The 20,014-nt window shown below is 71.1% G+C and carries 14 protein-coding genes and 1 riboswitch; of the genes, 6 read left to right on the top strand and 8 right to left on the bottom strand.

Features of this window, described 5'->3' with window-relative positions; all coding sequences use genetic code 11:
* Nucleotides 1-10: 10 nt before the first annotated feature.
* Together IE066_RS09710 and thiC are read right to left on the bottom strand one after the other, a co-directional pair.
* Nucleotides 11-1,684 (bottom strand): sulfotransferase, encoded by a 1,674-nt coding sequence (locus tag IE066_RS09710; protein WP_189449324.1) that lies wholly within the window; start codon nt 1,682-1,684, stop codon nt 11-13.
* 34 nt (nt 1,685-1,718) lie between these two features.
* On the bottom strand, nt 1,719-3,593 hold the full coding sequence (thiC, locus tag IE066_RS09705) for a phosphomethylpyrimidine synthase ThiC (protein WP_189449322.1): 1,875 nt from the start codon (nt 3,591-3,593) through the stop codon (nt 1,719-1,721).
* A gap of 84 nt (nt 3,594-3,677) precedes the next feature.
* Nucleotides 3,678-3,771: riboswitch (TPP riboswitch) on the bottom strand.
* Between the two features lie 363 nt (nt 3,772-4,134).
* Between thiC and IE066_RS09700 the strand changes: the two genes are divergently transcribed.
* The 3 genes from IE066_RS09700 to thrC are packed head-to-tail and all read left to right on the top strand — an operon-like array spanning nt 4,135 to nt 7,444.
* Nucleotides 4,135-5,214, top strand: coding sequence for a homoserine dehydrogenase family protein (locus IE066_RS09700; protein WP_189449320.1), 1,080 nt, complete (start codon nt 4,135-4,137; stop codon nt 5,212-5,214).
* Nucleotides 5,211-6,164, top strand: a complete 954-nt coding sequence (locus IE066_RS09695) for a homoserine kinase (protein ID WP_189449318.1) — start codon at nt 5,211-5,213, stop codon at nt 6,162-6,164. The genes IE066_RS09700 and IE066_RS09695 overlap by 4 nt, the downstream gene beginning before the upstream one ends.
* Nucleotides 6,161-7,444, top strand: coding sequence for a threonine synthase (gene thrC, locus IE066_RS09690; RefSeq protein WP_189449316.1), 1,284 nt, complete (start codon nt 6,161-6,163; stop codon nt 7,442-7,444). Before IE066_RS09695 ends, thrC begins: the two co-directional genes overlap by 4 nt.
* 132 nt (nt 7,445-7,576) lie before the next feature.
* Here thrC and IE066_RS09685 read toward each other — a convergent pair whose 3' ends face one another.
* Both IE066_RS09685 and IE066_RS09680 read right to left on the bottom strand, forming a co-directional pair.
* Nucleotides 7,577-10,786, bottom strand: coding sequence for an efflux RND transporter permease subunit (locus IE066_RS09685; protein WP_189449314.1), 3,210 nt, complete (start codon nt 10,784-10,786; stop codon nt 7,577-7,579).
* 24 nt (nt 10,787-10,810) lie between these two features.
* Nucleotides 10,811-11,902, bottom strand: coding sequence for an efflux RND transporter periplasmic adaptor subunit (locus IE066_RS09680; protein ID WP_189449312.1), 1,092 nt, complete (start codon nt 11,900-11,902; stop codon nt 10,811-10,813).
* An 87-nt stretch (nt 11,903-11,989) separates the two neighbouring features.
* On the opposite strand from IE066_RS09680, the gene IE066_RS09675 reads away from it, so the two are divergent.
* From IE066_RS09675 to IE066_RS09665, 3 genes are all read left to right on the top strand, one after another.
* Entirely contained in the window at nt 11,990-12,673 is a 684-nt protein-coding gene (locus IE066_RS09675) for a TetR/AcrR family transcriptional regulator (RefSeq protein ID WP_189449310.1), read from the top strand.
* Between the two features lie 120 nt (nt 12,674-12,793).
* Nucleotides 12,794-13,447: a protein-L-isoaspartate O-methyltransferase family protein gene (locus IE066_RS09670; protein WP_189449308.1), complete on the top strand. Its 654-nt coding sequence runs from the start codon at nt 12,794-12,796 to the stop codon at nt 13,445-13,447.
* Nucleotides 13,448-13,531: 84 nt separating this feature from the next.
* Nucleotides 13,532-14,959 (top strand): TolC family outer membrane protein, encoded by a 1,428-nt coding sequence (locus IE066_RS09665; protein ID WP_189449306.1) that lies wholly within the window; start codon nt 13,532-13,534, stop codon nt 14,957-14,959.
* Between the two features lie 405 nt (nt 14,960-15,364).
* Here IE066_RS09665 and waaA read toward each other — a convergent pair whose 3' ends face one another.
* The 4 genes from waaA to IE066_RS09645 are packed head-to-tail and all read right to left on the bottom strand — an operon-like array spanning nt 15,365 to nt 20,013.
* Nucleotides 15,365-16,669 (bottom strand): lipid IV(A) 3-deoxy-D-manno-octulosonic acid transferase, encoded by a 1,305-nt coding sequence (gene waaA, locus IE066_RS09660; protein ID WP_189449304.1) that lies wholly within the window; start codon nt 16,667-16,669, stop codon nt 15,365-15,367.
* Complete coding sequence (gene lpxL, locus IE066_RS09655) at nt 16,669-17,586, bottom strand: LpxL/LpxP family Kdo(2)-lipid IV(A) lauroyl/palmitoleoyl acyltransferase (protein WP_229790769.1); 918 nt, start codon at nt 17,584-17,586, stop codon at nt 16,669-16,671. Before lpxL ends, waaA begins: the two co-directional genes overlap by 1 nt.
* On the bottom strand, nt 17,583-18,905 hold the full coding sequence (locus IE066_RS09650; protein WP_425488933.1) for an O-antigen ligase family protein: 1,323 nt from the start codon (nt 18,903-18,905) through the stop codon (nt 17,583-17,585). Before IE066_RS09650 ends, lpxL begins: the two co-directional genes overlap by 4 nt.
* Nucleotides 18,886-20,013 (bottom strand): glycosyltransferase, encoded by a 1,128-nt coding sequence (locus IE066_RS09645; protein WP_189449300.1) that lies wholly within the window; start codon nt 20,011-20,013, stop codon nt 18,886-18,888. The genes IE066_RS09650 and IE066_RS09645 overlap by 20 nt, the downstream gene beginning before the upstream one ends.
* Nucleotide 20,014 lies beyond the last annotated feature (1 nt).

The following is a 20,014-nucleotide window of genomic DNA, read 5'->3' as shown; positions in this document are numbered from 1 at the left end:
GCGCCGTGATTCAGGCCACCGAGGCCGCGCGTTCGGCACGCTCGCAGAGTTCCGCACGGCGCGACAGCTGCGCCTCCACGACATCCTGCCGGCGCCGCCATTTCTCCGCGTCGGGCCGCGTATTGGTGTAGCGCGAGAGCGGAAGCGATTCGCCCAGCCCGCGATCCCAGTCCCAGCCCGCCCAGTCGCAGATGCGGCGCACCTGCGCCTCCGGATCGGCGAGCAGTTGTGCGTAGTCGACGCCGAGGCGGTGCGTGGTCGGCATGTCGTCGAGATCGTCGAGCAGGATGCGCTGCGTGGTCGCCCACTGGTGGCCGACGATGTCCCCCAGCGGCGCGTCGACGAGATCGCGCCAACCCGGTACCAGCAGCAGTGACCACGCCGCCCCGCGCCAGCCCGGCAGCTGCGGATAGGTGCGGAAACGGCCGGATTCCCAGCTCTCGATCATGCTCGCGATCACCTGCCGCGGATCGCGATGCAGGTAGACGAAGCGCGCCTCCGGGAACGCCGCGCGCAGGAACGGGATGCGCAGCGCGTTCTTCGGCGTCTTTTCCAGCATGCGCACCGGGCCGATGCCGTCGACGCGATGGCCGTCGCGATCTCGCAGGTTGTCGAGAAAACGCGTGCGCAGCATGCAGGCCGTCGCGACGTGGGCATCGGCCGCGACGAGACGGTTCGAGTCGAAGCCGCGCGCCGCCGGCGCGAGCGAGGGAATTCCCTCGATGAGCTGATGACTCTCGTCGCCGATCGTTACCACGCCGCGCGCCCGCGACAGCGTTTCGAACAGCAGCGTCGAGCCCGAGCGCGGCAGGCTGACGATGAAGACGGGTCGGTCGAACCGGGTGTCGCGGCCAAGCGCGGCATCGGCTTTCGCTGCGCCGAGCAGCGGCCCGAACACCTGTCGATCCAGCGCATCGAGAAGGCCCAGTCCGTTGCGTAGGCCTGTGCGCTCGACACCTGCGTCGATCAAGAGCGTCCGCGTCGTGGCGACGCATTCCGCGACGGATCCGCCCGCCGCCCAGAGCCCGCGCAGCTTGCGGCCGAACCGCGCGAGCGCTTCGAGCACCGCGGCACTGGGTGGCGTTCGCGCCTCCGCGAGCAGCGCGCCCACCGCGGCCTCGACGCGCCAGGGATCGAGGCGACCGGGTTCGCGGTCAAGCCGCAGCGTGCGCGCCTCCGGCGTAGGCGGCATGCGCGCCAGCGCGTCCCACAGCGCGGCGCTGCCCGTCGTGTCGGCCGTGACGAACAGCGCCTCCCGCGCGGCGGCATTCGCGAAACGGTGCCGCCGCCACGTGTCCACCGCGCCGGCCTGCCCCGCACGCAACGGCACGCGGCCGGCCTCGGTGTCGATGACGAGGCCATCGGTGAGCGCGATCACGATCAGCATCCGCTCGCGCGAATCCGCGCCTGCGTCCGCGCGCAGCGCTGTGTGCGCACCCGTTGCGTAGCGGCGCAGGTCGACCGCGCGCCACGGCGCGTCCAGCGCCGAAAGCCACTGCGCGAGGCGTGGACAGGCGCCCTCCGCCAGTGGCCCTGCCGCATCGGCGAGCAGCGACCGGCGTGCGTGGTACGAACCGTCGAAGCCGTCATCCGGCTCCCACGCGGCCTTCGTCGCGGCCAACTCCGCCGCGATGCCGCTCGCATCCGCCGCCGGCAGGGCGAGCCAGGGCGCCGGCAGCCTCACCGGCGCATACCCGTCGTGGGTGCGGAAACCGTGCTCACGCCTTGTGATAGACCTCGGCGCCCGTCGCGCGGAACTCCGCCGACTTCTCCGCCATGCCCTTCTCGACCTCGGCGATCGACTCCGGGTGTTCCTTGGCGTAGTCGCGCACGTCCTGCGTGATCTTCATCGAGCAGAAGTGCGGGCCGCACATCGAACAGAAATGCGCGACCTTGTGCGCCTGCTTGGGCAGCGTCTCGTCGTGATATTCCCGCGCACGCTCCGGATCGAGGCCGAGGTTGAACTGGTCTTCCCAGCGGAACTCGAAACGCGCCTTGCTCATCGCGTTGTCGCGCGCCTGCGCGCCAGGATGGCCCTTGGCGAGGTCGGCCGCGTGCGCGGCGATCTTGTAGGCCATCAGGCCTTCGCGCACGTCGTGCTTGTTCGGCAGGCCGAGGTGCTCCTTCGGCGTGACGTAGCAGAGCATCGCGGTGCCGAACCAGCCGATCATCGCCGCGCCGATCGCGGACGTGATGTGGTCGTAGCCGGGCGCGATGTCGGTGGTCAGCGGACCGAGCGTGTAGAACGGCGCCTCGCCGCACTCGCGCAGCTGCTTGTCCATGTTCTCCTTGATCAGCTGCATCGGCACGTGGCCGGGGCCTTCGATCATGGTCTGGACGTCGTGCTTCCACGCGATCTGCGTGAGCTCGCCGAGCGTTTCCAGCTCGCCGAACTGCGCGGCGTCGTTCGCATCGGCGATCGAGCCCGGGCGCAGGCCGTCGCCGAGCGAGAAGGCCACGTCGTAGGCCTTCATGATTTCGCAGATGTCCTCGAAGTGCGTGTAGAGGAAATTCTCCTTGTGATGCGCGAGGCACCACTTGGCCATGATCGAACCGCCGCGGCTGACGATGCCGGTCACGCGGTTCGCGGTGAGCGGCACGTAGCGCAGCAGCACGCCGGCGTGGATCGTGAAGTAGTCCACGCCCTGCTCCGCCTGCTCGATCAGCGTGTCGCGGAAGATCTCCCAGGTGAGCTCCTCGGCGCGGCCATCGACCTTCTCCAGCGCCTGGTAGATCGGCACCGTGCCGATCGGCACCGGCGAGTTGCGGATGATCCACTCGCGCGTCTCGTGGATGTGCTTGCCGGTCGACAGGTCCATCACCGTGTCCGCGCCCCAGCGGATCGACCAGACCAGCTTCTCGACTTCCTCCGCGATCCCCGACGACACCGCGCTGTTGCCGATGTTCGCGTTGACCTTGGTCAGGAAGTTGCGGCCGATGATCATCGGCTCGCTCTCGGGGTGGTTGATGTTGTTCGGGATGATCGCGCGGCCGCGGGCGACCTCGTCACGCACGAACTCGGGGGTGATCAGCTTCTGGATCGCCGCGCCGAACGGCTCCCCGGCGTGCTGGCGCAGCAGGTGCGCCTCGCGGATCGCCTCGATGCGCTGGTTCTCGCGGATCGCGATGAACTCCATCTCGGGCGTGACGATGCCCTTTCGCGCGTAGTGCATCTGCGTGACGTTCGCGCCGCTCACCGCGCGCTGCGGCAGCGCGCGGTTGCCGAAACGGATATGCGCGAGCTTGGGATCGTGCTCGCGCGCGCGGCCGAACTCGGACGACAGGCCCGGCAGCACCTCGGCATCACCGCGCTCGGCGATCCACGCCGCGCGCAGCGGCGACAGGCCGCGCGCGAGGTCGATCGTCGCGTCCGCGTCGGTGTAGGGGCCCGAGCAGTCGTAGACGGTCAGCGGCGCGTTCTCCTCGCCGCCGAACAGCGTCGGAGTGCGCGCCAGCGCGATCTCCCGCATCGGCACGCGGATGTCCGCGCGCGAGCCTTCGACGTGGATCTTCCTGGAGCCCGGGATCGGGCGGACGACGTCGGCCGAAAGCTTTTCGGCCTGCTGGAGGAGTTCGGTGGCGACTGCGTTCATCGGTTCGTCCGCTGGCTTCACTGGTGAGCCGCACACGGTGCGGCGCTGCGAGGATTCGCATACGAAGCGGCGCGCGGACGCACGAAGGCCCCCGGCGAAGCTCCCTACGGCGGTCTCAACCGCATCAGGTTCGAAGGGACTCTCTCAACCGGCCAGGCCGGTACCCCCGCTTCGACGGGCATTTGACCATGCGCCGCAGGCCGAGGCCACTGGCCGTTTTGACAGCGCCCCCGGCGAGCGTGTCTACTCGCCGCGTGACCGACCTCCGCGCCCCTGACGCCGCTTCCGTGATCGCGACCCTCGCGACCGGCGACGCCATGCGCAACGGCCTCGGTACCAGCGCCCGCACCACCACGACCATGTCGTGGCGGATGCGGTCGCGCGTGATCCCGGACTAACCGTCCCTCACCCGCCCCGCATCCGAACCGGATGCGGGAGTCGACGCATCCGACCGGACACGGGGCTCCGCCAAGGAGTGCCCACCATGTCTGCCGTCCTGCCCGATCGACGTCCTGCCCCCGTCCCGCTCCCGGCGGCCCGCATGTGCACCGCGACGACCACGATCGCGCTCGGCCTCGTCGGCCCGGGCAAGGTCGGACGCGCGTGGCTCGCGCAATGGGCCCAAGCCGCGCCCCGACTGCGCGAGCAGGGCATCGATCTGGTGCTCCGCGGCCTGATCGACCGCCGCCGCATGTGGCTCGGCGCCTCGCGCGGCGAACCCGATGCGCTGATGCGCGACTTCGAGTCCTCGCCCGTGCCCGACCTGCACCGCTTCGGCCCGCACCTCGTCGACGAAGGCCGCCTGCATGCGGTCGTCGTCGACTGCTCCGGCAGCGATGCGGTCGCCGACCACTACGCGCGCTGGCTGGGCCAGGGCATGCACGTGGTGACGCCGGGCAAACACGCGGGCAGCGGGCCGATAAAGCGATGGCGGGCGATACGCGACGCGACGCGCGACGGCGGGCGGTTCCGCCACGAGGCGAGCGTCGGGGCGGGGCTGCCGGTGATCCAGACGCTGCGCAGCCAGATCGACACCGGCGATGCGTTGCTGGACGTCGAGGGCGTGCTGTCAGGCACGCTGGCCTGGCTGTTCAACCGCTACGACGGCAGCGTGCCGTTCTCGGCGTTGCTGCGCGAGGCACACGATCTCGGCTACACCGAGCCCGACCCGCGCGACGATCTCTCCGGCCTCGACGTCGCGCGCAAGCTCGTGATCCTCGCGCGCGAGGCGGGCCATCCGCTGTCGCTGGCGGACGTGTCGATCGAAAGTCTGGTACCCGAGTCGCTGCGCGACATTCCGCTCGACGCCTTCCTCGCGCGGCTCGACGAATTCGACGTGCCCATGGCCGCGCGCCTGTTTGCCGCCCGCGCGGAACGCCGCGTGCTGCGCTACACCGCGCGCTTCGATGGCGACGGCGCGCGCGTCGCGCTGTCGCGGGTTCAGGCCGACGCCGCGGCCGCGCACGGGCGCCTCACCGACAACGTCATCCAGCTGCGCACCCGCCGGTACGCGGATAATCCCCTCGTCGTCCAGGGCCCCGGCGCGGGCCCCGAGGTCACCGCGGCCGGCGTGTTCGGCGACGTCCTCGCCATCGCCCACCATCTCGGAGCCCGGCTTTGATCCCGACCGATGCAACCGCTTCTTCCCGCAGCGCACGCGCGTTCGCGCCCGCGAGCGTCGGCAACATCGGCGTCGGCTTCGACCTGCTCGGCCACGCGATCGAAGGCCCCGGCGACAGTGCGACGGTGCGCCTCATCGACGAGCCGACGGTGCGCATGGACGGTATCGACGGCGACGTCCCGGGCCTCGCGCGCATTCCGCTCGACGCGCCGCGCAACACCGCCGGGCGCGCGCTGATCGCGTTGCGCGAGCACCTCGGGCTATCGCAGGGCTTCGCGATCACGCTGCACAAGGGCATCGCGCTGGGCTCGGGCCTGGGCGGTTCCGCCGCCTCGTGCGTGGCCGCGCTGGTGGCCGCGAATGCGCTGCTCGAAACGCCGCTGTCGCGCGAGGCGCTCTATCCGTTCGCACTCGAGGGCGAAGCCGTGGCCAGCGGTTCGCTGCACGGCGACAACGTCGCGCCGATGCTGCTGGGCGGCGTGGCGCTCGCGACCCGCACGCGTGCGATCCGGCTCGACGTGCCGGATCTCTACTGCGCGGCCGTCCATCCCGAGCACGTGCTGGAAACGCGCGAGGCCCGTGCGGTTCTCGCGCCGCCCTACCCGCTCGGCGACTTCGTGCGACAGAGCGAGCATCTCGCGCTGTTCCTCACCGGCCTCGCGCGTGGCGATCGCGCGCTGATCGCCGCCGGCCTGCGCGACGTGCTCGTCGAACCGCGTCGCGCCGCGCTCATTCCCGGGTTCGATCGCGTCAAGCAGGCCGCGCTCGACCACGGAGCGCTCGGTGCCAGCATCTCGGGCGCAGGCCCGACCGTGTTCGGCTGGTTCGACACGCGCGACGCCGCGGCCGTCGCCGGCGCGGCGATGTGCGCGGCGTTCGCGGACGCCGGGCTCGCAAGCCATGTCTACGTGTCGCCGGTCGCCGGCCCGCGCGCGGAGTGCATCGCATGAGGTACGTCAGCACACGCGGCCACGCGCCGGCGGTGGACATCGCGACAGCGCTCTCGGCGGGGCTTGCACCGGACGGCGGCCTCTACGTGCCGGAAACGATTCCGCAGGCCGCGGGCGTCGCTCCGGGCATGAGCCTCGCGCAGACCGCCGATGCGCTGCTCGCGCCGTTCTTCGAGGGCTCGCCGCTCGCGTCGCGCCTGCCCGGCATCTGCGAGGCCGCGCTCGATTTCCCAGCTCCCCTGCGCAGGCTGGCGGGCCACGACCACGTGCTCGAGCTGTTCCACGGCCCGACCGCCGCGTTCAAGGATTTCGGCGCGCGATTCCTTGCACGCGCGCTCGAAGCATTGCGCCGGCCCGACGACCCCGTAACCACGATTCTCGTCGCCACGTCCGGCGACACGGGTGCGGCGGTCGCGGCGGCCTTCCACCGCCGGCCGGGCTTCCGCGTCGTCATCCTGTATCCCCATGGACGCGTGTCGCCGCGGCAGGCGCACGGTCTCGGCTGCTGGGCCGGCAACGTGCGGGCGTTCCGCGTCGACGGCAGCTTCGACGACTGCCAGCGTCTTGCGAAGCAGGCGCTCGTGGACGAGGCGCTGCGGCGGCGCGTGTCGCTGGGCTCGGCCAACAGCATCAGCCTGGGCCGCCTGCTCCCGCAGGCCGCGTACTACGCGCATGCCGCAGTCGAATTCCAGGCCGCGCATGGCGGGCTGCTGAACTTCGTGGTCCCGACGGGCAACCTCGGCAATGCGACCGCCTGCTGGCTCGCGCGCCGCATGGGGTTGCCGATCGGCGACATCGTGCTCGCGACCAATGCGAACGACGTGCTGCCGCGCTACTTCGGTGGCGCCGAGTACGCACCGGCCGCGACGCGCGCGACGCTGGCCAATGCGATGGACGTCGGCGCACCGAGCAACTTCGAGCGGCTGCGGCACTGGCATGCCACCGACGAGGTACTGCGCGGTTCGCTCAGTTCGCATTCGGTCGACGACGACGCGATCCTCGCCGCGATCGACGACGCGCATCGTCGGCACGGCGAGCCGCTCTGCCCGCACACGGCCACGGCGTACGACGTGCTCGCGCGGCTGCGTGCGGCCGGCGACAGGCGGCCCTGGGCGATCGTCGCCACCGCGCATCCGGCGAAGTTCGAGGCGATCGTCGAGCCGCGGCTCGGCCGCGTGATCGATCCGCCGCCGGCGCTGGCGGACTGCCTGGCGCGACCGGCATCGGCGGAGCCGCTCGCGCCGGACTACGACGCGCTGGTCGACGTGCTGCTGCACTGAGGTCGCGATCACGATGCGGATACGGCGCTTGGCAGGCCCGCGGCGCCGACCCTCACGGGGTATCGCCGACGCATCCGGGCTGAGCCGATGGCGCACCGGGCGACCGCGCTCAACGCCGTCGCCCGGTCGTCGTCATTCGCCCTTCGGGGCCAGCCTATTGGCGGCGTCCGGCGCGTGGCGGGTATCCGCCGGCACCGGCACCCGGAACCAGGCCGCGTACAGCGCCGGCAGGAACAGCAGCGTCAGGAACGTCGCAACCAGCAGGCCGCCCATGATCGCCACCGCCATCGGGCCGAAGAAGGCGCTTCGCGAGAGCGGGATCATCGCGAGGATCGCCGCGAGCGCGGTGAGCACGATCGGGCGGAAGCGGCGCACGGTCGCCTCGACGATCGCTTCCCAGGCCTCGCGGCCGTCGTGGCGGTCCTGCTCGATCTGGTCCACCAGGATCACCGAGTTGCGCATGATCATGCCGGCGAGCGCGATCGTGCCGAGCATCGCGACGAAGCCGAACGGCACGCGGAACACCAGCAGGAACAGCGTCACGCCGATGAGGCCCAGCGGCGCGGTCAGGAACACCATCACGCTGCGCGAGAACGAGCGCAGCTGCAGCATCAGCAGGGTGAATACCACGAACACGAACAGCGGCATGCCGGCCTTGATCGAGTCCTGACCGCGTGTGGAATCCTCCACCGTGCCGCCGATGTCGATCGAATAGCCCCAGGGCAGCTGCGCGCGCAGCGTGTCGACGGCGGGCATCAGCTGCGCGACCACCGTGGGCGGCGTGAGCGCGTCGCGGATGTCGGCGCGCACGGTCACGGTCGGCAGGCGGTCGCGATGCCAGATGATGCCGTCCTCGAAGCCGTACTCGAGCGTGGCCACCTGCGTGAGCGGCACGCTGGCGCCCCCGGCCGTCGGCACCATCAGCGAGCGCAGCGACTCGAGTTCGGTGCGATCGCCCGGCCCGCCGCGCACGTCGATGCCGATCAGCTCCCTGCCTTCGCGATAGGTGCCCACCGTCGTGCCCGACAACGAGGACGACAGTGCCTGCGCCAGCTGCGACGAGCTCACGCCCAGCGCGCGCGCGCGTTCCTGGTCGAGCTTCAGGCGCACCACCTTGCTGGGCTCGTCCCAGTCGAGGTTGACGTTGGTGACGTGCGGGTTGGCGAGCACCGTCTCGCGGAGCTGCACCGCGATGCGCCGCAGATCATCGACATGCTCGCCGGACACGCGAAATTGGATCGGGTAGCCGACGGGCGGCCCGTTCTCCAGTCGGGTCACGCGCAGCTGCAGCTCGGGAAAGCGCGGGATGACGTCGTCGATCAGCCACTGGCGGATCGCTTCGCGCGCCTCGATGTCCTTCGGCGTGAGCACGAACTGCGCGAAGTTGGCAGCTGGCAGCTGCTGGTCCAGCGGCAGGTAGAAGCGCGGCGAGCCGGTGCCGACGTAATCGACGTAGCTCGCGAGGTCCTTGCGCGTGGCCAGCAGCTTCTCGAGCTTCTCCGCCTGCGCGGCCGTCTGGCGCAGTGAGCTGCCTTCGGCGAGTTCCATGTCGACCATCAGTTCGGGCCGCACGGAATCGGGGAAGAACTGCTGCGGCACGAAGCGGAACATCAGGATCGAAGCGACGAACAGCGCGGCGGTGATCGCCAGCACGGTCTTGCGGCGGCGCACGCACCACAGCACCCAGCGCCGGAAGCGCGTGTAGAAGCGCGTTCCGTAGGGATCGTGGACGTGCCCGTCCTGCGCGGCCGGCAGCGGCGCGATGACGTCGGCGAACGCCGGGTGGCGGTCGGCGAGTCGCAGGCGGAACGCGCGCCAGCGCGCGGCGAGCGAGCCGGGCTTCGGCGCGGCCGCGTGGCCGCCGTCGGGCAACAGGCGATCGCCGAGGTACGGAATGAACACCACCGCCGCGATCCACGACACCAGCAGGGCGATCGTCACCACCTGGAACAGCGAGCGCGTGTATTCGCCGGTGCTCGACTGCGCGGTGGCGATCGGCAGGAAGCCCGCGGCGGTGATCAGCGTGCCGGTGAGCATCGGGAACGCGGTGGATTCCCAGGCGAAGGCCGCGGCCTTCAGGCGGCTGAAGCCCTGTTCCATTTTGATCGCCATCATCTCCACGGCGATGATCGCGTCGTCGACCAGCAGGCCCAGCGCCAGCACCAGCGCGCCCAGCGAGATCTTGTGCAGGCCGACGCCGAAGTACTGCATCACCGCGAACGTCATCGCGAGCACGAGCGGGATCGACAGCGCGACCACCAGCCCGGTACGCACGCCCAGCGAGAAGAAGCTCACCAGCAGCACGATGGCGACCGCCTCGGCCAGCACGCGCACGAACTCGCCGACCGATTCCTCCACCGCCGCCGGCTGGTCGGAGACCTTGCGCAGCGCCATGCCGACCGGCAGCGTCTTCTCCAGCCGCACGCGCTCGACTTCCAGCGTTTTCCCGAGCGCCAGGATGTCGCCGCCGTCCTTCATCGCCACGCCGATGCCGATCGCGTCCTCGCCCATGAAGCGCATGCGCGGCGCGGGTGGATCGCCGAATCCGCGCTTGACGGTGGCGATGTCGCCGAGGCGGAACGTGCGGTCGCCGGCGCGGATCGGGAACGCACGGATGTCGTCGACGCTGTCGAAACGCCCGTCCACGCGCAGCGCGATGCGCGAGGTCGCGGTCTCGAAGAAACCCGCGGGCGCCACCGCGTTCTGCGCGTTCAGCGCGTCGAATACCGCCTGCGCGGGCACGCCCAGCGTCGCCAGCCGCGTGTTGTCGAGCTCGACCCAGACCTTCTCGTCCTGCACGCCGAACAGCTCGATCTTGCCGACGTCGGGCTGGCGCTGCAGTTGCAGCTGCACGCGCTCGGCGTAGTGCTTGAGCACCGCGTAGTCGTAGCCCTTGCCGGTCAGCGCATAGATGTTGCCGAAGGTGTCGCCGAACTCGTCGTTGAAGAACGGTCCGGCCACGTCGCGCGGCAGCGTGGCGCGGATGTCGCCGACCTTCTTGCGCACCTGGTACCAGAGCGCGGGGATCTCGTCCGAGTGCATCGAGTCGCGCGCGACGAAGATCACCTGCGATTCGCCCGGGCGCGAGTACGAGCGGATGAATTCGTACTGGCCGGTCTCCATCAGCTTCTTTTCGATGCGGTCAGTGACCTGCGAGGCGACCTCGTCGGCCGTTGCGCCCGGCCAAAGCGTGCGCACCACCATCACCTTGAAGGTGAAGCGCGGATCCTCGCTGCGCCCGAGCTTGAGGTAGGCGAGCGTGCCGGCGATCGCCAGCACGATCATCGCGTACACGACCAGGCTGCGATGGCGCAGCGCCCATTCGGAGAGGTTGAAGCGCATGGACGGGCTCTCGACGGGCGTGGGTTACGGACGGACCGGACGGTTGTCGCGATCGACCGGCGCGACCCTCTGGCCGTCGCGCAGCAGGTGGCCGCCCGCGGCGACGATCCAGTCCGAGGCCGCGATGCCACGCAGCACCGGCACGCTGTCGGTGCCGAACGCGCCGGTCGCCACCGGGCGCAGGCGCGCGACACCGGTCTTCGGATCGACGACGAACACCGCCGCGTGGCCGTCGGCACCACGCTGAACCGCGCCGAGTGGCACCGCGAGCGCGGGAGCGCCGTCTGGCTTCAGATGCACGCGCGCGCTGGCGCCGAGCGGGGCGTTAACAGCGTCGAGCACCGCGCGCACCGCGAACGTGCGGGTGACGGGATCGGCCGCCGGCGCGACTTCACGCACGCGGGCGGCGATGCGCTGGCCGGGGTTCGACCACAGCTCGACCTGCACCGACTGCCCCGGGCGCACCTGCGTCGCCGCGCCTTCCGGCACCGCGAAGGCGACCTCGCGCTCGCCGTTGGCGGCCAGCGTGAACACCGGCTGCCCGGCGGCCACGACCTGCCCGGCCTCGGCCTGACGCGCGGCGATCACACCGTCGCGCGGTGCGCGCAGTTGGGTGTAGGCGGCCTGGTTGCGCGCCACCGCGAGGCTTTCGCGGGCGGCGTCGACCTCGCCCTGCGCGGCCGCGGCCGCGGCGTTCTGCGCGTCGACGCTGGAGCGGCTGACCAGCTGGTCGCGGCCGAGCGTCGCCAGACGCGCCTGCTCGGCGCGGGCGCGCTTGAGCTGCGCCTCCGCCGCGGTCAGGCGGGCCTGCGCGGCGCGCGCCTGGGCCTGCACGTCGCCCGGGTCGAGCACGGCCAGCAGGTCGCCGCGACGCACCCGGTCGCCCACGTCGACCCGGCGCTCGGCGAGGTTGCCGCCGATGCGGAACGACAGCGCAGCCTCCTCGCGGGCGCGGATCTCGCCGGCGAACGCGGTGCCGGTAGCGCTGGCGGAGGTCGCGTGGGCGACCAGCACCGGGCGCGGCGGCTCGACCGGCGCCGGCGCTTTGCCGCATCCGGCGAGCACCGCGGTCAACAGAACGCCGGCCAGTGCGTTAACAGGGAGGCGGCGACGCATGCGGACCTCAGGGGCAATTAATGAACCGGGCGGTACTGTAAAATTATCGAACCATCCGGTCCAGTATTTCAGTTAGGATTCCGACCAATGGCCGCTTCCCGCCCACGCCCCATCGCCCCGCCTGCCGACCGCGCGGCCGGTCCGGGCCGTCCGAAGGATCTCGCCAAGCGCGAGGCCATCCTCGATGCCGCCAAGCGCCTGTTCGTGCAGATGGGCTTCGACGCGGTGAGCATGGACCAGATCGCCACCGGCGCCGGGGTCAGCAAGCTCACCGTCTACAGCCATTTCGGCGACAAGGAATCGCTGTTCGCCGCCGCGGTCGAATCGCACTGCGAACAGGGCATGCCCGCCTCGCTGCTCGAGGATCGGCCGCAGATGCCGGTGCGCGAGCGGCTGATGGAGATCGGTACCGCCTTCTACGCGATGATCGCGTCGCCCGAGGCGATCGCCGGCCACCGCGTGCTGTGCAGCCCGCAACTGGCGAACACCCATCTGCCGCAGTTGTTCTGGGACTGCGGCCCGCGCCGCGTGCAGGACCGTTTCGCGACGCTGCTGGCCGCGCGCGCCGCGGCGGGCGAGCTGGACGTTCCCGATGCCGCGCTCGCCTCGTCGCAGTTCTTCACCCTGCTCAAGGGCGAGCCGCATGCGCGCATGGTGTTCGGCTGCGGCTGCGCGGGCGAGCCGCACCTTGCGCCGGAGGCGCACGTGACCGCCTGCGTGGACATGTTCCTGCGTGCCTACGGCATGCGCGGAGAGCCCCGCAATGCGTGACCGCAGTCCCGGTGACTTCCGGCACTCGGGTGTCGCGGCCACAGCCGGCGATCCTGAACACCCGATGCGAGGGACCCGGGCCGGTAGAATTGCCGTCCTTTTCCCGACCGATCCACGCCGATGACGCCCGACTACGCCCACGCTCGCGAAATGATGGTGGAACAGCAGGTCCGCCCCTGGGACGTGCTGGAGCCGCGCGTCATCGACGTGCTGCTGGAGATGCCGCGCGAGGTCTTCGTGCCCGTCGAGTACTGCGGGGTGGCCTATGCCGACATCGCGCTCCCGCTGGGCCACGGCGAGTTCATGCTCAAGCCGGTGGTCGCCGGCCGCGCGCTCGAGGCGCTGAACCCGCAGGACACCGACGACGTGCTGGAGATCGGCACCGGCAGCGGCTACGTGACCGCCTGCCTGTCCAAACTCGCGCGCGATGTAGTGAGCATCGAGCGCCATGCCGACCTCGCCGACGCCGCGCGCGCGCGCCTGGAATCGCTTGGCATCGTGAACGCCCGCATCGAGGTGGCCGACGCGCTGGCATGGACGACCGAGCGCCGTTTCGACGCGATCTGCGTCAACGCCGCGGTCGACACCATTCCCGAGCGCTTCGTGCAGATGCTCAAGCCCGGCGGCCGCCTGTTCATCGTGCGCGGCCGCGCGCCGGCGATGGAGGCCGTGCGCGTGCGCAACGACAACGGCACGCCGCGCATCGATTCGCTGTTCGAAACCGATATCCCGTATCTCGCCGGCGCCGCTCCGGTGCCGCAGTTCCACCTGTAAGTCCGGTGCGCGGCTGCGCGCCGGATGCCGGTTTGACGTGACGACGCCGCGCAGAACGCGCGGCTTTTCCAAGGACCTTCACACATGATCCGCCGTCCGCTCGTACTTGCCCTCGCCTTCGCCCTGCTGCCCGCGGCCGCGTCCGCGGCCGACCTGATGCAGGTCTACCAGCTCGCGCGGGAGAACGACCCGCAGTTCTCCTCTTCCGAAGCGCAGGCGCGAGCCACCCGCGAGGGCGCCGTGCAGGCGCGTGCGGCGATGCTTCCGCAGATCAGCGGCGACGCGCGCTACACGCGCTCGCGCTCGTCCGGTCCCGGCCAGCAGACCGCCCAGGTTACCGATCCGGTGACCGGCGAGATCGATTTCATCCCGGTGCCCGGCGATTCCGAGAGCGACAGCACCTCGCGCAGCATCGGGATCGGCGCGCAGCAGATGATCTACGACCGCTCGCGCTTCACCACGTTGCGCAGCCAGCAGGCGCTGGGCCGTGCGGCCGACTACCAGGTCGAGGCCGCCAGCGATTCGCTGATCACCCGCACCTCCGCGGCCTACTTCAACGTGCTGGTGCAGCTGGAGACGCTGGCCGCCGCCGAGGCCGCCGAGACCGCGTTGCGCAAGCAGTTCGATTTCGCCTCCAAGCGCCTGGAAGTCGGCCTCGCGCCGATCACCGACGTGCACGAGGCCCGCGCGCAGTACGACAGCGCGCGCGCCAACACCATCCTGGCGCGCAATGCCGTCGAGGACGCCTACCAGGCGCTCGCGGAGATCACCGGCCAGACGGTGAGCGCGCTGAAGGCGCTGCCGGAGAACTTCCAGCCCGCGCTGCCGGAGTCGCGCACCGCCGAGGACTGGGTCGCCGTGGCGATCGAGAACAACCCGGCGCTGCGCGCGGCGAACGAGCAGCTCGCCTCGGCCGAAGCCAACGTCGAGACCGCGCGCGCGGGGCACTGGCCGACGATCTACGCCAACGGCAGCTACGACCGCTCCAAGACGACCGGCGACCGCTCGTTCTCCGGTAGCTTCAACGGCGTGTCGCTGTCGTCTAGCAATCCGATCGACAGCGAAAGCCGCGGGCCGGCCTTCGGCGTGACGCTTTCCGTGCCGATCTTCTCGGGTGGCGCGACGCAGTCGCGCGTGCGTCAGGCGATCGCCAACCGCGACCAGACCAGCGACCAGCTCGAGCAGCAGCGTCGCGCGCTGGTGCGCAACACCCGGGCCGCCTACCAGGCGCTGGTGGCCGGCATCAGCGAGATCGAGGCGCGCCGCGCCGCGCTGACCTCCGCCCGTGCGGCCTACGAGGCCTCGCAGGTCGGCCTCGAGGTCGGCACGCGCACCGTGCTCGACGTGCTGAACAACCAGCAGAACCTGTTCAACGCGCAGCGTGCGTATGCGGAAGCCCGCTACAACTTCCTGCAGTCGCGCCTCGACCTCGAGCAGGCCGCAGGCACGCTCGATGCCGAGGACGTGCAGGACGTGAACCGCCTGCTGACGGCGAACGCGCCGACGCCGTAATAAGCGGCTCGCAGCGAAAGACCGAAGGGCCGTCGGCAACGACGGCCCTTCTTTATTTTCGGCGTGCGCGCGTTTCCGCGGCTTGACGCATGCGTGGCGGGTTCCACGCACTGCGTGTAGTCGCGGCGGCGAGGCGGGCGCTCTCGAAGCCGCGGATCATGTCGCCGCCCGCGTTTCGCGGTCATCGAAGTCCCGGGTGCAATCCGTAATTCGCTATTGGCTATTGGCTAGTGGCTGTTGGCTATTGGTCGGTGGCGATTGGCGACCAGCTATCCGCGCTTCCGCCGTTCGCCGTTCGCCGTTCGTCGTTCGCCGTTTGAATCACGATCGGCGTTCCCGCCTTTTGCCGAACCGCTTGGCCGACGGCTGCGAAATCGCAGTCCTGCATTTGCGGCCGTGCCGGGCTCAGGCCTGCGGCGGCAGGTCCCATGCGATCAGCGCCAGCGTGCGCTCCAGCGCGCCGCGTCCGGCTTCGACCAGTGCGTGGCCGGCCTCCGCCATCGCCTTGCGCGCCATTGCGTCATCCAGCAGCGCTTCGAGCTCACGCGCGACGCCCGTCTCGTCCTGTGCGATGCGCAGTGCGCCCGCCGACGCCAGGCGCTGCGAGATGTCGGCGAAGTTGTGCAGGTGCGGGCCGGTGACGATGGGCGTGCGCGTGGCTGCAGGCTCCAACAGGTTGTGCCCGCCGACGTCCTGCAGCGAACCGCCGACGAAGGCGACGTCGGCGCAGGCGTAGAAGTTCAGCAGCTCGCCGAGCGTGTCGACGATGAACACCTCGCAGTCGGCCGTCGGCCATTCGGCTTCAGAACGGCGACGTACGCGGAAACCGGAGGCCGTTGCCTGCTCACAGGCGGCGCGGAAGCGCTCCGGATGTCGCGGCGCCCACATCAGCAGCAGGTCGGGCCAGCGTTCGCGCAGGCGGCGGTGGATGGCCAGCACCGCGGCTTCCTCCTCCACGTGCGTGCTCGCCGCGATCCACGCGAGCCGCCCGGCACGATGCGCGCGGCAGTCGCGGCCGAAGGCCTCGACCGACGGCGGTAGGGTGAGGTCGTACTTGAGGTTGCCGGTCTCGTGCACGCGCGCGGCCTCGGCGCCAAGGCGCACGAAGCGCCGCGCATCGGCATGCGATTGCGCGCCCACGCCGCGAACAGTGCGCAGCGCGCGACCCACCAGCGCCGCCAGTACGCGGTAGCCGCGCAGCGAGCGCGCCGACAGCCGCGCGTTGAGCACGTAGACCGGAACGCCGTGGTCGCGGCAGCCGAACAGCAGGTTGGGCCACAACTCGGTCTCCATGATCAGCGCCGCGTACGGACGGAAATGCCGCAGGAAGCGCGACACCGCGCCCGGCAGGTCGTACGGCAGGTAGACGTGCTCGACGCGGTCGCCCCACAGGCTGCGCACGCGCGCCGAGCCCGTCGGTGTAATGGTGGTGACCAGCAGGCGCAGGTCGGGGCGGCGCTTGAGCAACGCGTCGACCAGCGGGATCGCGGCGTTGACCTCGCCCACCGACACCGCGTGCACCCACAGCACGCGGCCCTCGCGCGGCGGGCCGAAGCCGGCGTAGCGCTCGCGCCAGCGCTCGAAATACGCGGCCTGGCGGAAGCCGCGCCAGATTAGGTGGTAGACGGTGATCGGCGTGAGCACGTAAAGCACGAGCGAGTACAGCGCGCGCAGCACGGGCTCCAGGCGATCGCGGGCGGCGTCGGGCATCAGTAGGGCGGCGCCGCGCCGTCGGGGCGGCGCTTGAAGCGCCGGTGGATCCACAGGTACTGCGACGGCGCCTCGCGCACCATGGCCTCGATCGCGGCGTTGACGCGCGCGCTGTCGGCCACCGCGTCCTTCGACGGGAAATCCTCCAGCGGCGGCGCGATGCGCAATACGTAGCGATCGCCCTCGCGGCGATGGAAGAACGGCACCACCGCGCAGCCGGTGAGGCGCGCGAACTGGTGCGTCGCGGTGATCGTCGCCGCCGGCACGCCGAAGAACGGCGCGAACACGGTTTCCTTGCCGCGCATGTCCTGGTCCGGCGCGTACCAGAGGAAGCCGCCCTGCTTGAGGTGGCGCATCGCCGGGCGGATCTCGTCGTTGGCGAACATCGCCGCGGCATAGCGCAGGCGCCCGCGCTTGACCGCCCATTCCATCACCGGGTTGCGGTAACGGCGGTACATGCCGGCCAGCGGCACGTGGTCGCAGAGCAGGCGGCCGCACATTTCCAGGGTCATGAAATGGCCCGACACCATCAGCACGCCGCGGCCCTGCGCCTGCAGTTCCTTCAGGTGTTCGAGGCCTTCGATGACGACGTCGCGGCGCATCGGCGCCACCTCGCCCCACCACGCCCGCGCGAATTCGAACAGGCCGATGCCGAAGTCGCGGAACGACTCGCGCAGCAGCCGCGTGCGCGCCGCCTCGTCCATTTCCGGCAGGCACAGGCGCAGGTTCACGCGCGCCGCATGACGACGCGAGGACGCCAGCGCATAGGCGACGCCACCGAGCGCGCGGCCCAGCACGCGCTGCAGGCCCCAGGGCAGTCGCGCGGCACCTTCGAGCAGGGCGACACCGGCCAGCATCGGCCAGTGCTTCGCACCGCGCGGGCGTTCGCCTGCCGAGGTGGGGCTCGGCGACGTCATGCCGAAGCTCCCGTGGGCTCACGATCGTTCGCGAGCAGGCTGCCGGCGTAGAGCGCGCACAGCATCAGCGTCAACCCGCCCCAGAACGTCGAATAGAAGGCGAGATGCGTGTTGAGCGGGAAGACGGTGACGACCAGCGCCAGCATCGCCGGCCGCGCCTGCGCGCGCATGCGGGCGTCGGCATAGCGCCATGCGCGCCAGGCCTGCGCGGCGCCGGCGAGCCAGAGCAGCAGGCCGATCGCGCCGGTCTCGCTGAGGATCTCCAGCACGATCTGGTGGGCGTGCAGCGCCGGGCCCTCGCCCCATTCCGCGGGCTCGCCCGGGGCCGGATCGCAGGCCGGGAAGTTCTCGCGGAAGCGCCGCGTGCCTACGCCGTTGAGCGGGTGCTCGCGCACCATGCAGACCGCCGCGGACCAGATTCGCCCGCGCCCGGAGAGCGCGGTGTCGACGTGCTGCTCGCCGCCCGCGAGCGCAACGCGCGTACGTTCCACGCGCTCGCGCACCTGCGGCACGGTGAAGGTGAGCACCACCAGCGCCACCGCGCCGAAGGCGAACACGCCGAGCAGGCGTTTCCAGCCCAGCAGGCGCCAGCCGGACAGCAGCAGCACCAGGCCGAAGGTGATCCACGACGCGCGCGAACCGGCGAGCACGATGACCAGCCCGACGGCGGCCGCCGCGAACAGCCAGCCCGCCGCGCCGAAGCGGCGCGCGGCGAGGAACAGCGCGAACGGGGACAGGCTGGCGATCACCTGCCCCAGCTTGAGGTTGCACGGCCCGAGCACGCCGCTGAGGCGGTCGACCGCGAGCACGTCCTCGACGCGGCACATGCCGTGTCCGCTGATCGCATGCTTGGCGTTGTCGATCATCGCGAACAACGGACTGGTGCCGCTGACCGCCTGCAGCAGCGCGTCCACCACCCAGATCGCGACGATGATGCCCAGCCCGCCGAAGGTGCGGCGCCGGCTTTCGGCATTGGCGACCGACGCCGCCACCAGCCACAGGAACGGCAGGTAGCGCAGGTCGGTGAGCACGTCGCCCACCGTCTTCGCCGGATCGACGGCGTCGAACGCGGAGATCAGCTGGGGCGTCCAGTAGGCGGCGAACATCACGCTGGTCAGCGCCCAGGCCGGCCCGCTGAGCAGCCGCATGCCGCCGCGGAAGCGCGCGCGCAGCAGCTTCCAGATCGCCACCAGTGCGCCAAGCACCAGCACGCCCTCGGCATAGCCGGGCGCCGGCCACAGCGCGACGAACGCGAGCACCCACGCGGGCGCCCAGCGCCAGCCGGTTTCGGGCACGCCGTCAGCCGGCGAGTTCGTGATAGACGCCAAGCGTCGCCTCCTGCATGGCCTGCAACGTGAGCGGAATGCTAGCCGGCAGCCGTGGCGGCCGCGCGAGCAACATGGCGGCGGTGGCGTGCAGGCGCTCGATGTCGAACGGCGGCACCGCGCCCTCGGGCTCGAAGTCGGCGAGCAGCTCGCCGACGCCGCCGTGCGCCCAGCCCAGCACGGGCCGGCCGACGGACAACGCCTCGACGACCGTGCGCCCGAAGGCCTCGGGCTTGCGCGAGAGCTGCAGCACGAGGTCGCTCGCCGCATACGCGTGCGCGATCGCATCGGTCGGCGGCGTGAACGCGATCGCGTCGGCGACGCCGAGCTGCGCGGCTTCGCGTTCGAGCTCGATGATGTAGGCCTCGCGGCCCGCTTCGCGAGCACCCGGCAACCACAGACGTGCATCGAGACCGTCGCTACGCAGCCGCGCGAGGAGCGCGAGGCCGTCGCCGTGGCCCTTGAGCCGCGTGCCGCGGCCCGGCAGCAGCAGCAGCGGGCCGTCGCCCGCGAGCGCTGGATGCTGCGCCGCGACCCGGGCGCGCGCGTCGGCGTCGGGCCACGCGGTGCGCGGGAACATCGACGCGTCGATCCCGCGGGCGATCACGCGCAGCTTCGATGGATCGGTGGACGGGTAATGCCGCAGCACGTAGTCGCGCACGGTGCGCGACACGCAGATCACGCGCTGGCCGCGGGTCATCACCGCGCTGTAGCGCGACGGCGAGTTCAGGCCATGCACCGTGGTGACGAAGCGCGGACGTCGCGGCTCGTCGATGCCACGCAACGCGAGCAGCCCCATCCACGCCGGCAGCCGCGAGCGCGCGTGCACGATGTCGGCGCCGGCGAGCACGCGTCGAAGCGCGCGCACGTGGCGCAGTACGCCCAGCGACTTGCGCCCGATGTCGAGTTCGACGTGCGTGGCGCCGAGCGCCTCCAGCCGCGACACCAGACGGCCGCCGCGCGAGACCACCACGGCGCGATGGCCGGCGTCGGCCAGCGCCTGCGCGATCTCGAGCGTCGAACGCTCGACACCGCCCGACTCCAGCGCGGGCAGCAGCTGGACGACGGTCAGCGGGCGGGTCGACGCGGGGCGGGAAGCCATG

The organism is Cognatilysobacter xinjiangensis (assembly GCF_014651995.1).
Taxonomy (GTDB): domain Bacteria; phylum Pseudomonadota; class Gammaproteobacteria; order Xanthomonadales; family Xanthomonadaceae; genus Cognatilysobacter; species Cognatilysobacter xinjiangensis.
Note: the sequence above shows the minus strand (reverse complement) of the source record. Positions and strands in the feature narration are given on the sequence as shown.

What these genes read in the sequence shown, in the direction of transcription:
- thiC (WP_189449322.1), bottom strand. Translation starts at nt 3,593, where the DNA reads ATGAACGCAGTCGCCACCGAACTCCTCCAGCAGGCCGAAAAGCTTTCG.
- IE066_RS09700 (WP_189449320.1), top strand. Translation starts at nt 4,135, where the DNA reads ATGTGCACCGCGACGACCACGATCGCGCTCGGCCTCGTCGGCCCGGGC.
- thrC (WP_189449316.1), top strand. Translation starts at nt 6,161, where the DNA reads ATGAGGTACGTCAGCACACGCGGCCACGCGCCGGCGGTGGACATCGCG.
- IE066_RS09685 (WP_189449314.1), bottom strand. Translation starts at nt 10,786, where the DNA reads ATGCGCTTCAACCTCTCCGAATGGGCGCTGCGCCATCGCAGCCTGGTC.
- IE066_RS09680 (WP_189449312.1), bottom strand. Translation starts at nt 11,902, where the DNA reads ATGCGTCGCCGCCTCCCTGTTAACGCACTGGCCGGCGTTCTGTTGACC.
- IE066_RS09675 (WP_189449310.1), top strand. Translation starts at nt 11,990, where the DNA reads ATGGCCGCTTCCCGCCCACGCCCCATCGCCCCGCCTGCCGACCGCGCG.
- IE066_RS09670 (WP_189449308.1), top strand. Translation starts at nt 12,794, where the DNA reads ATGACGCCCGACTACGCCCACGCTCGCGAAATGATGGTGGAACAGCAG.
- IE066_RS09665 (WP_189449306.1), top strand. Translation starts at nt 13,532, where the DNA reads ATGATCCGCCGTCCGCTCGTACTTGCCCTCGCCTTCGCCCTGCTGCCC.
- waaA (WP_189449304.1), bottom strand. Translation starts at nt 16,669, where the DNA reads ATGCCCGACGCCGCCCGCGATCGCCTGGAGCCCGTGCTGCGCGCGCTG.
- lpxL (WP_229790769.1), bottom strand. Translation starts at nt 17,586, where the DNA reads ATGACGTCGCCGAGCCCCACCTCGGCAGGCGAACGCCCGCGCGGTGCG.
- IE066_RS09645 (WP_189449300.1), bottom strand. Translation starts at nt 20,013, where the DNA reads ATGGCTTCCCGCCCCGCGTCGACCCGCCCGCTGACCGTCGTCCAGCTG.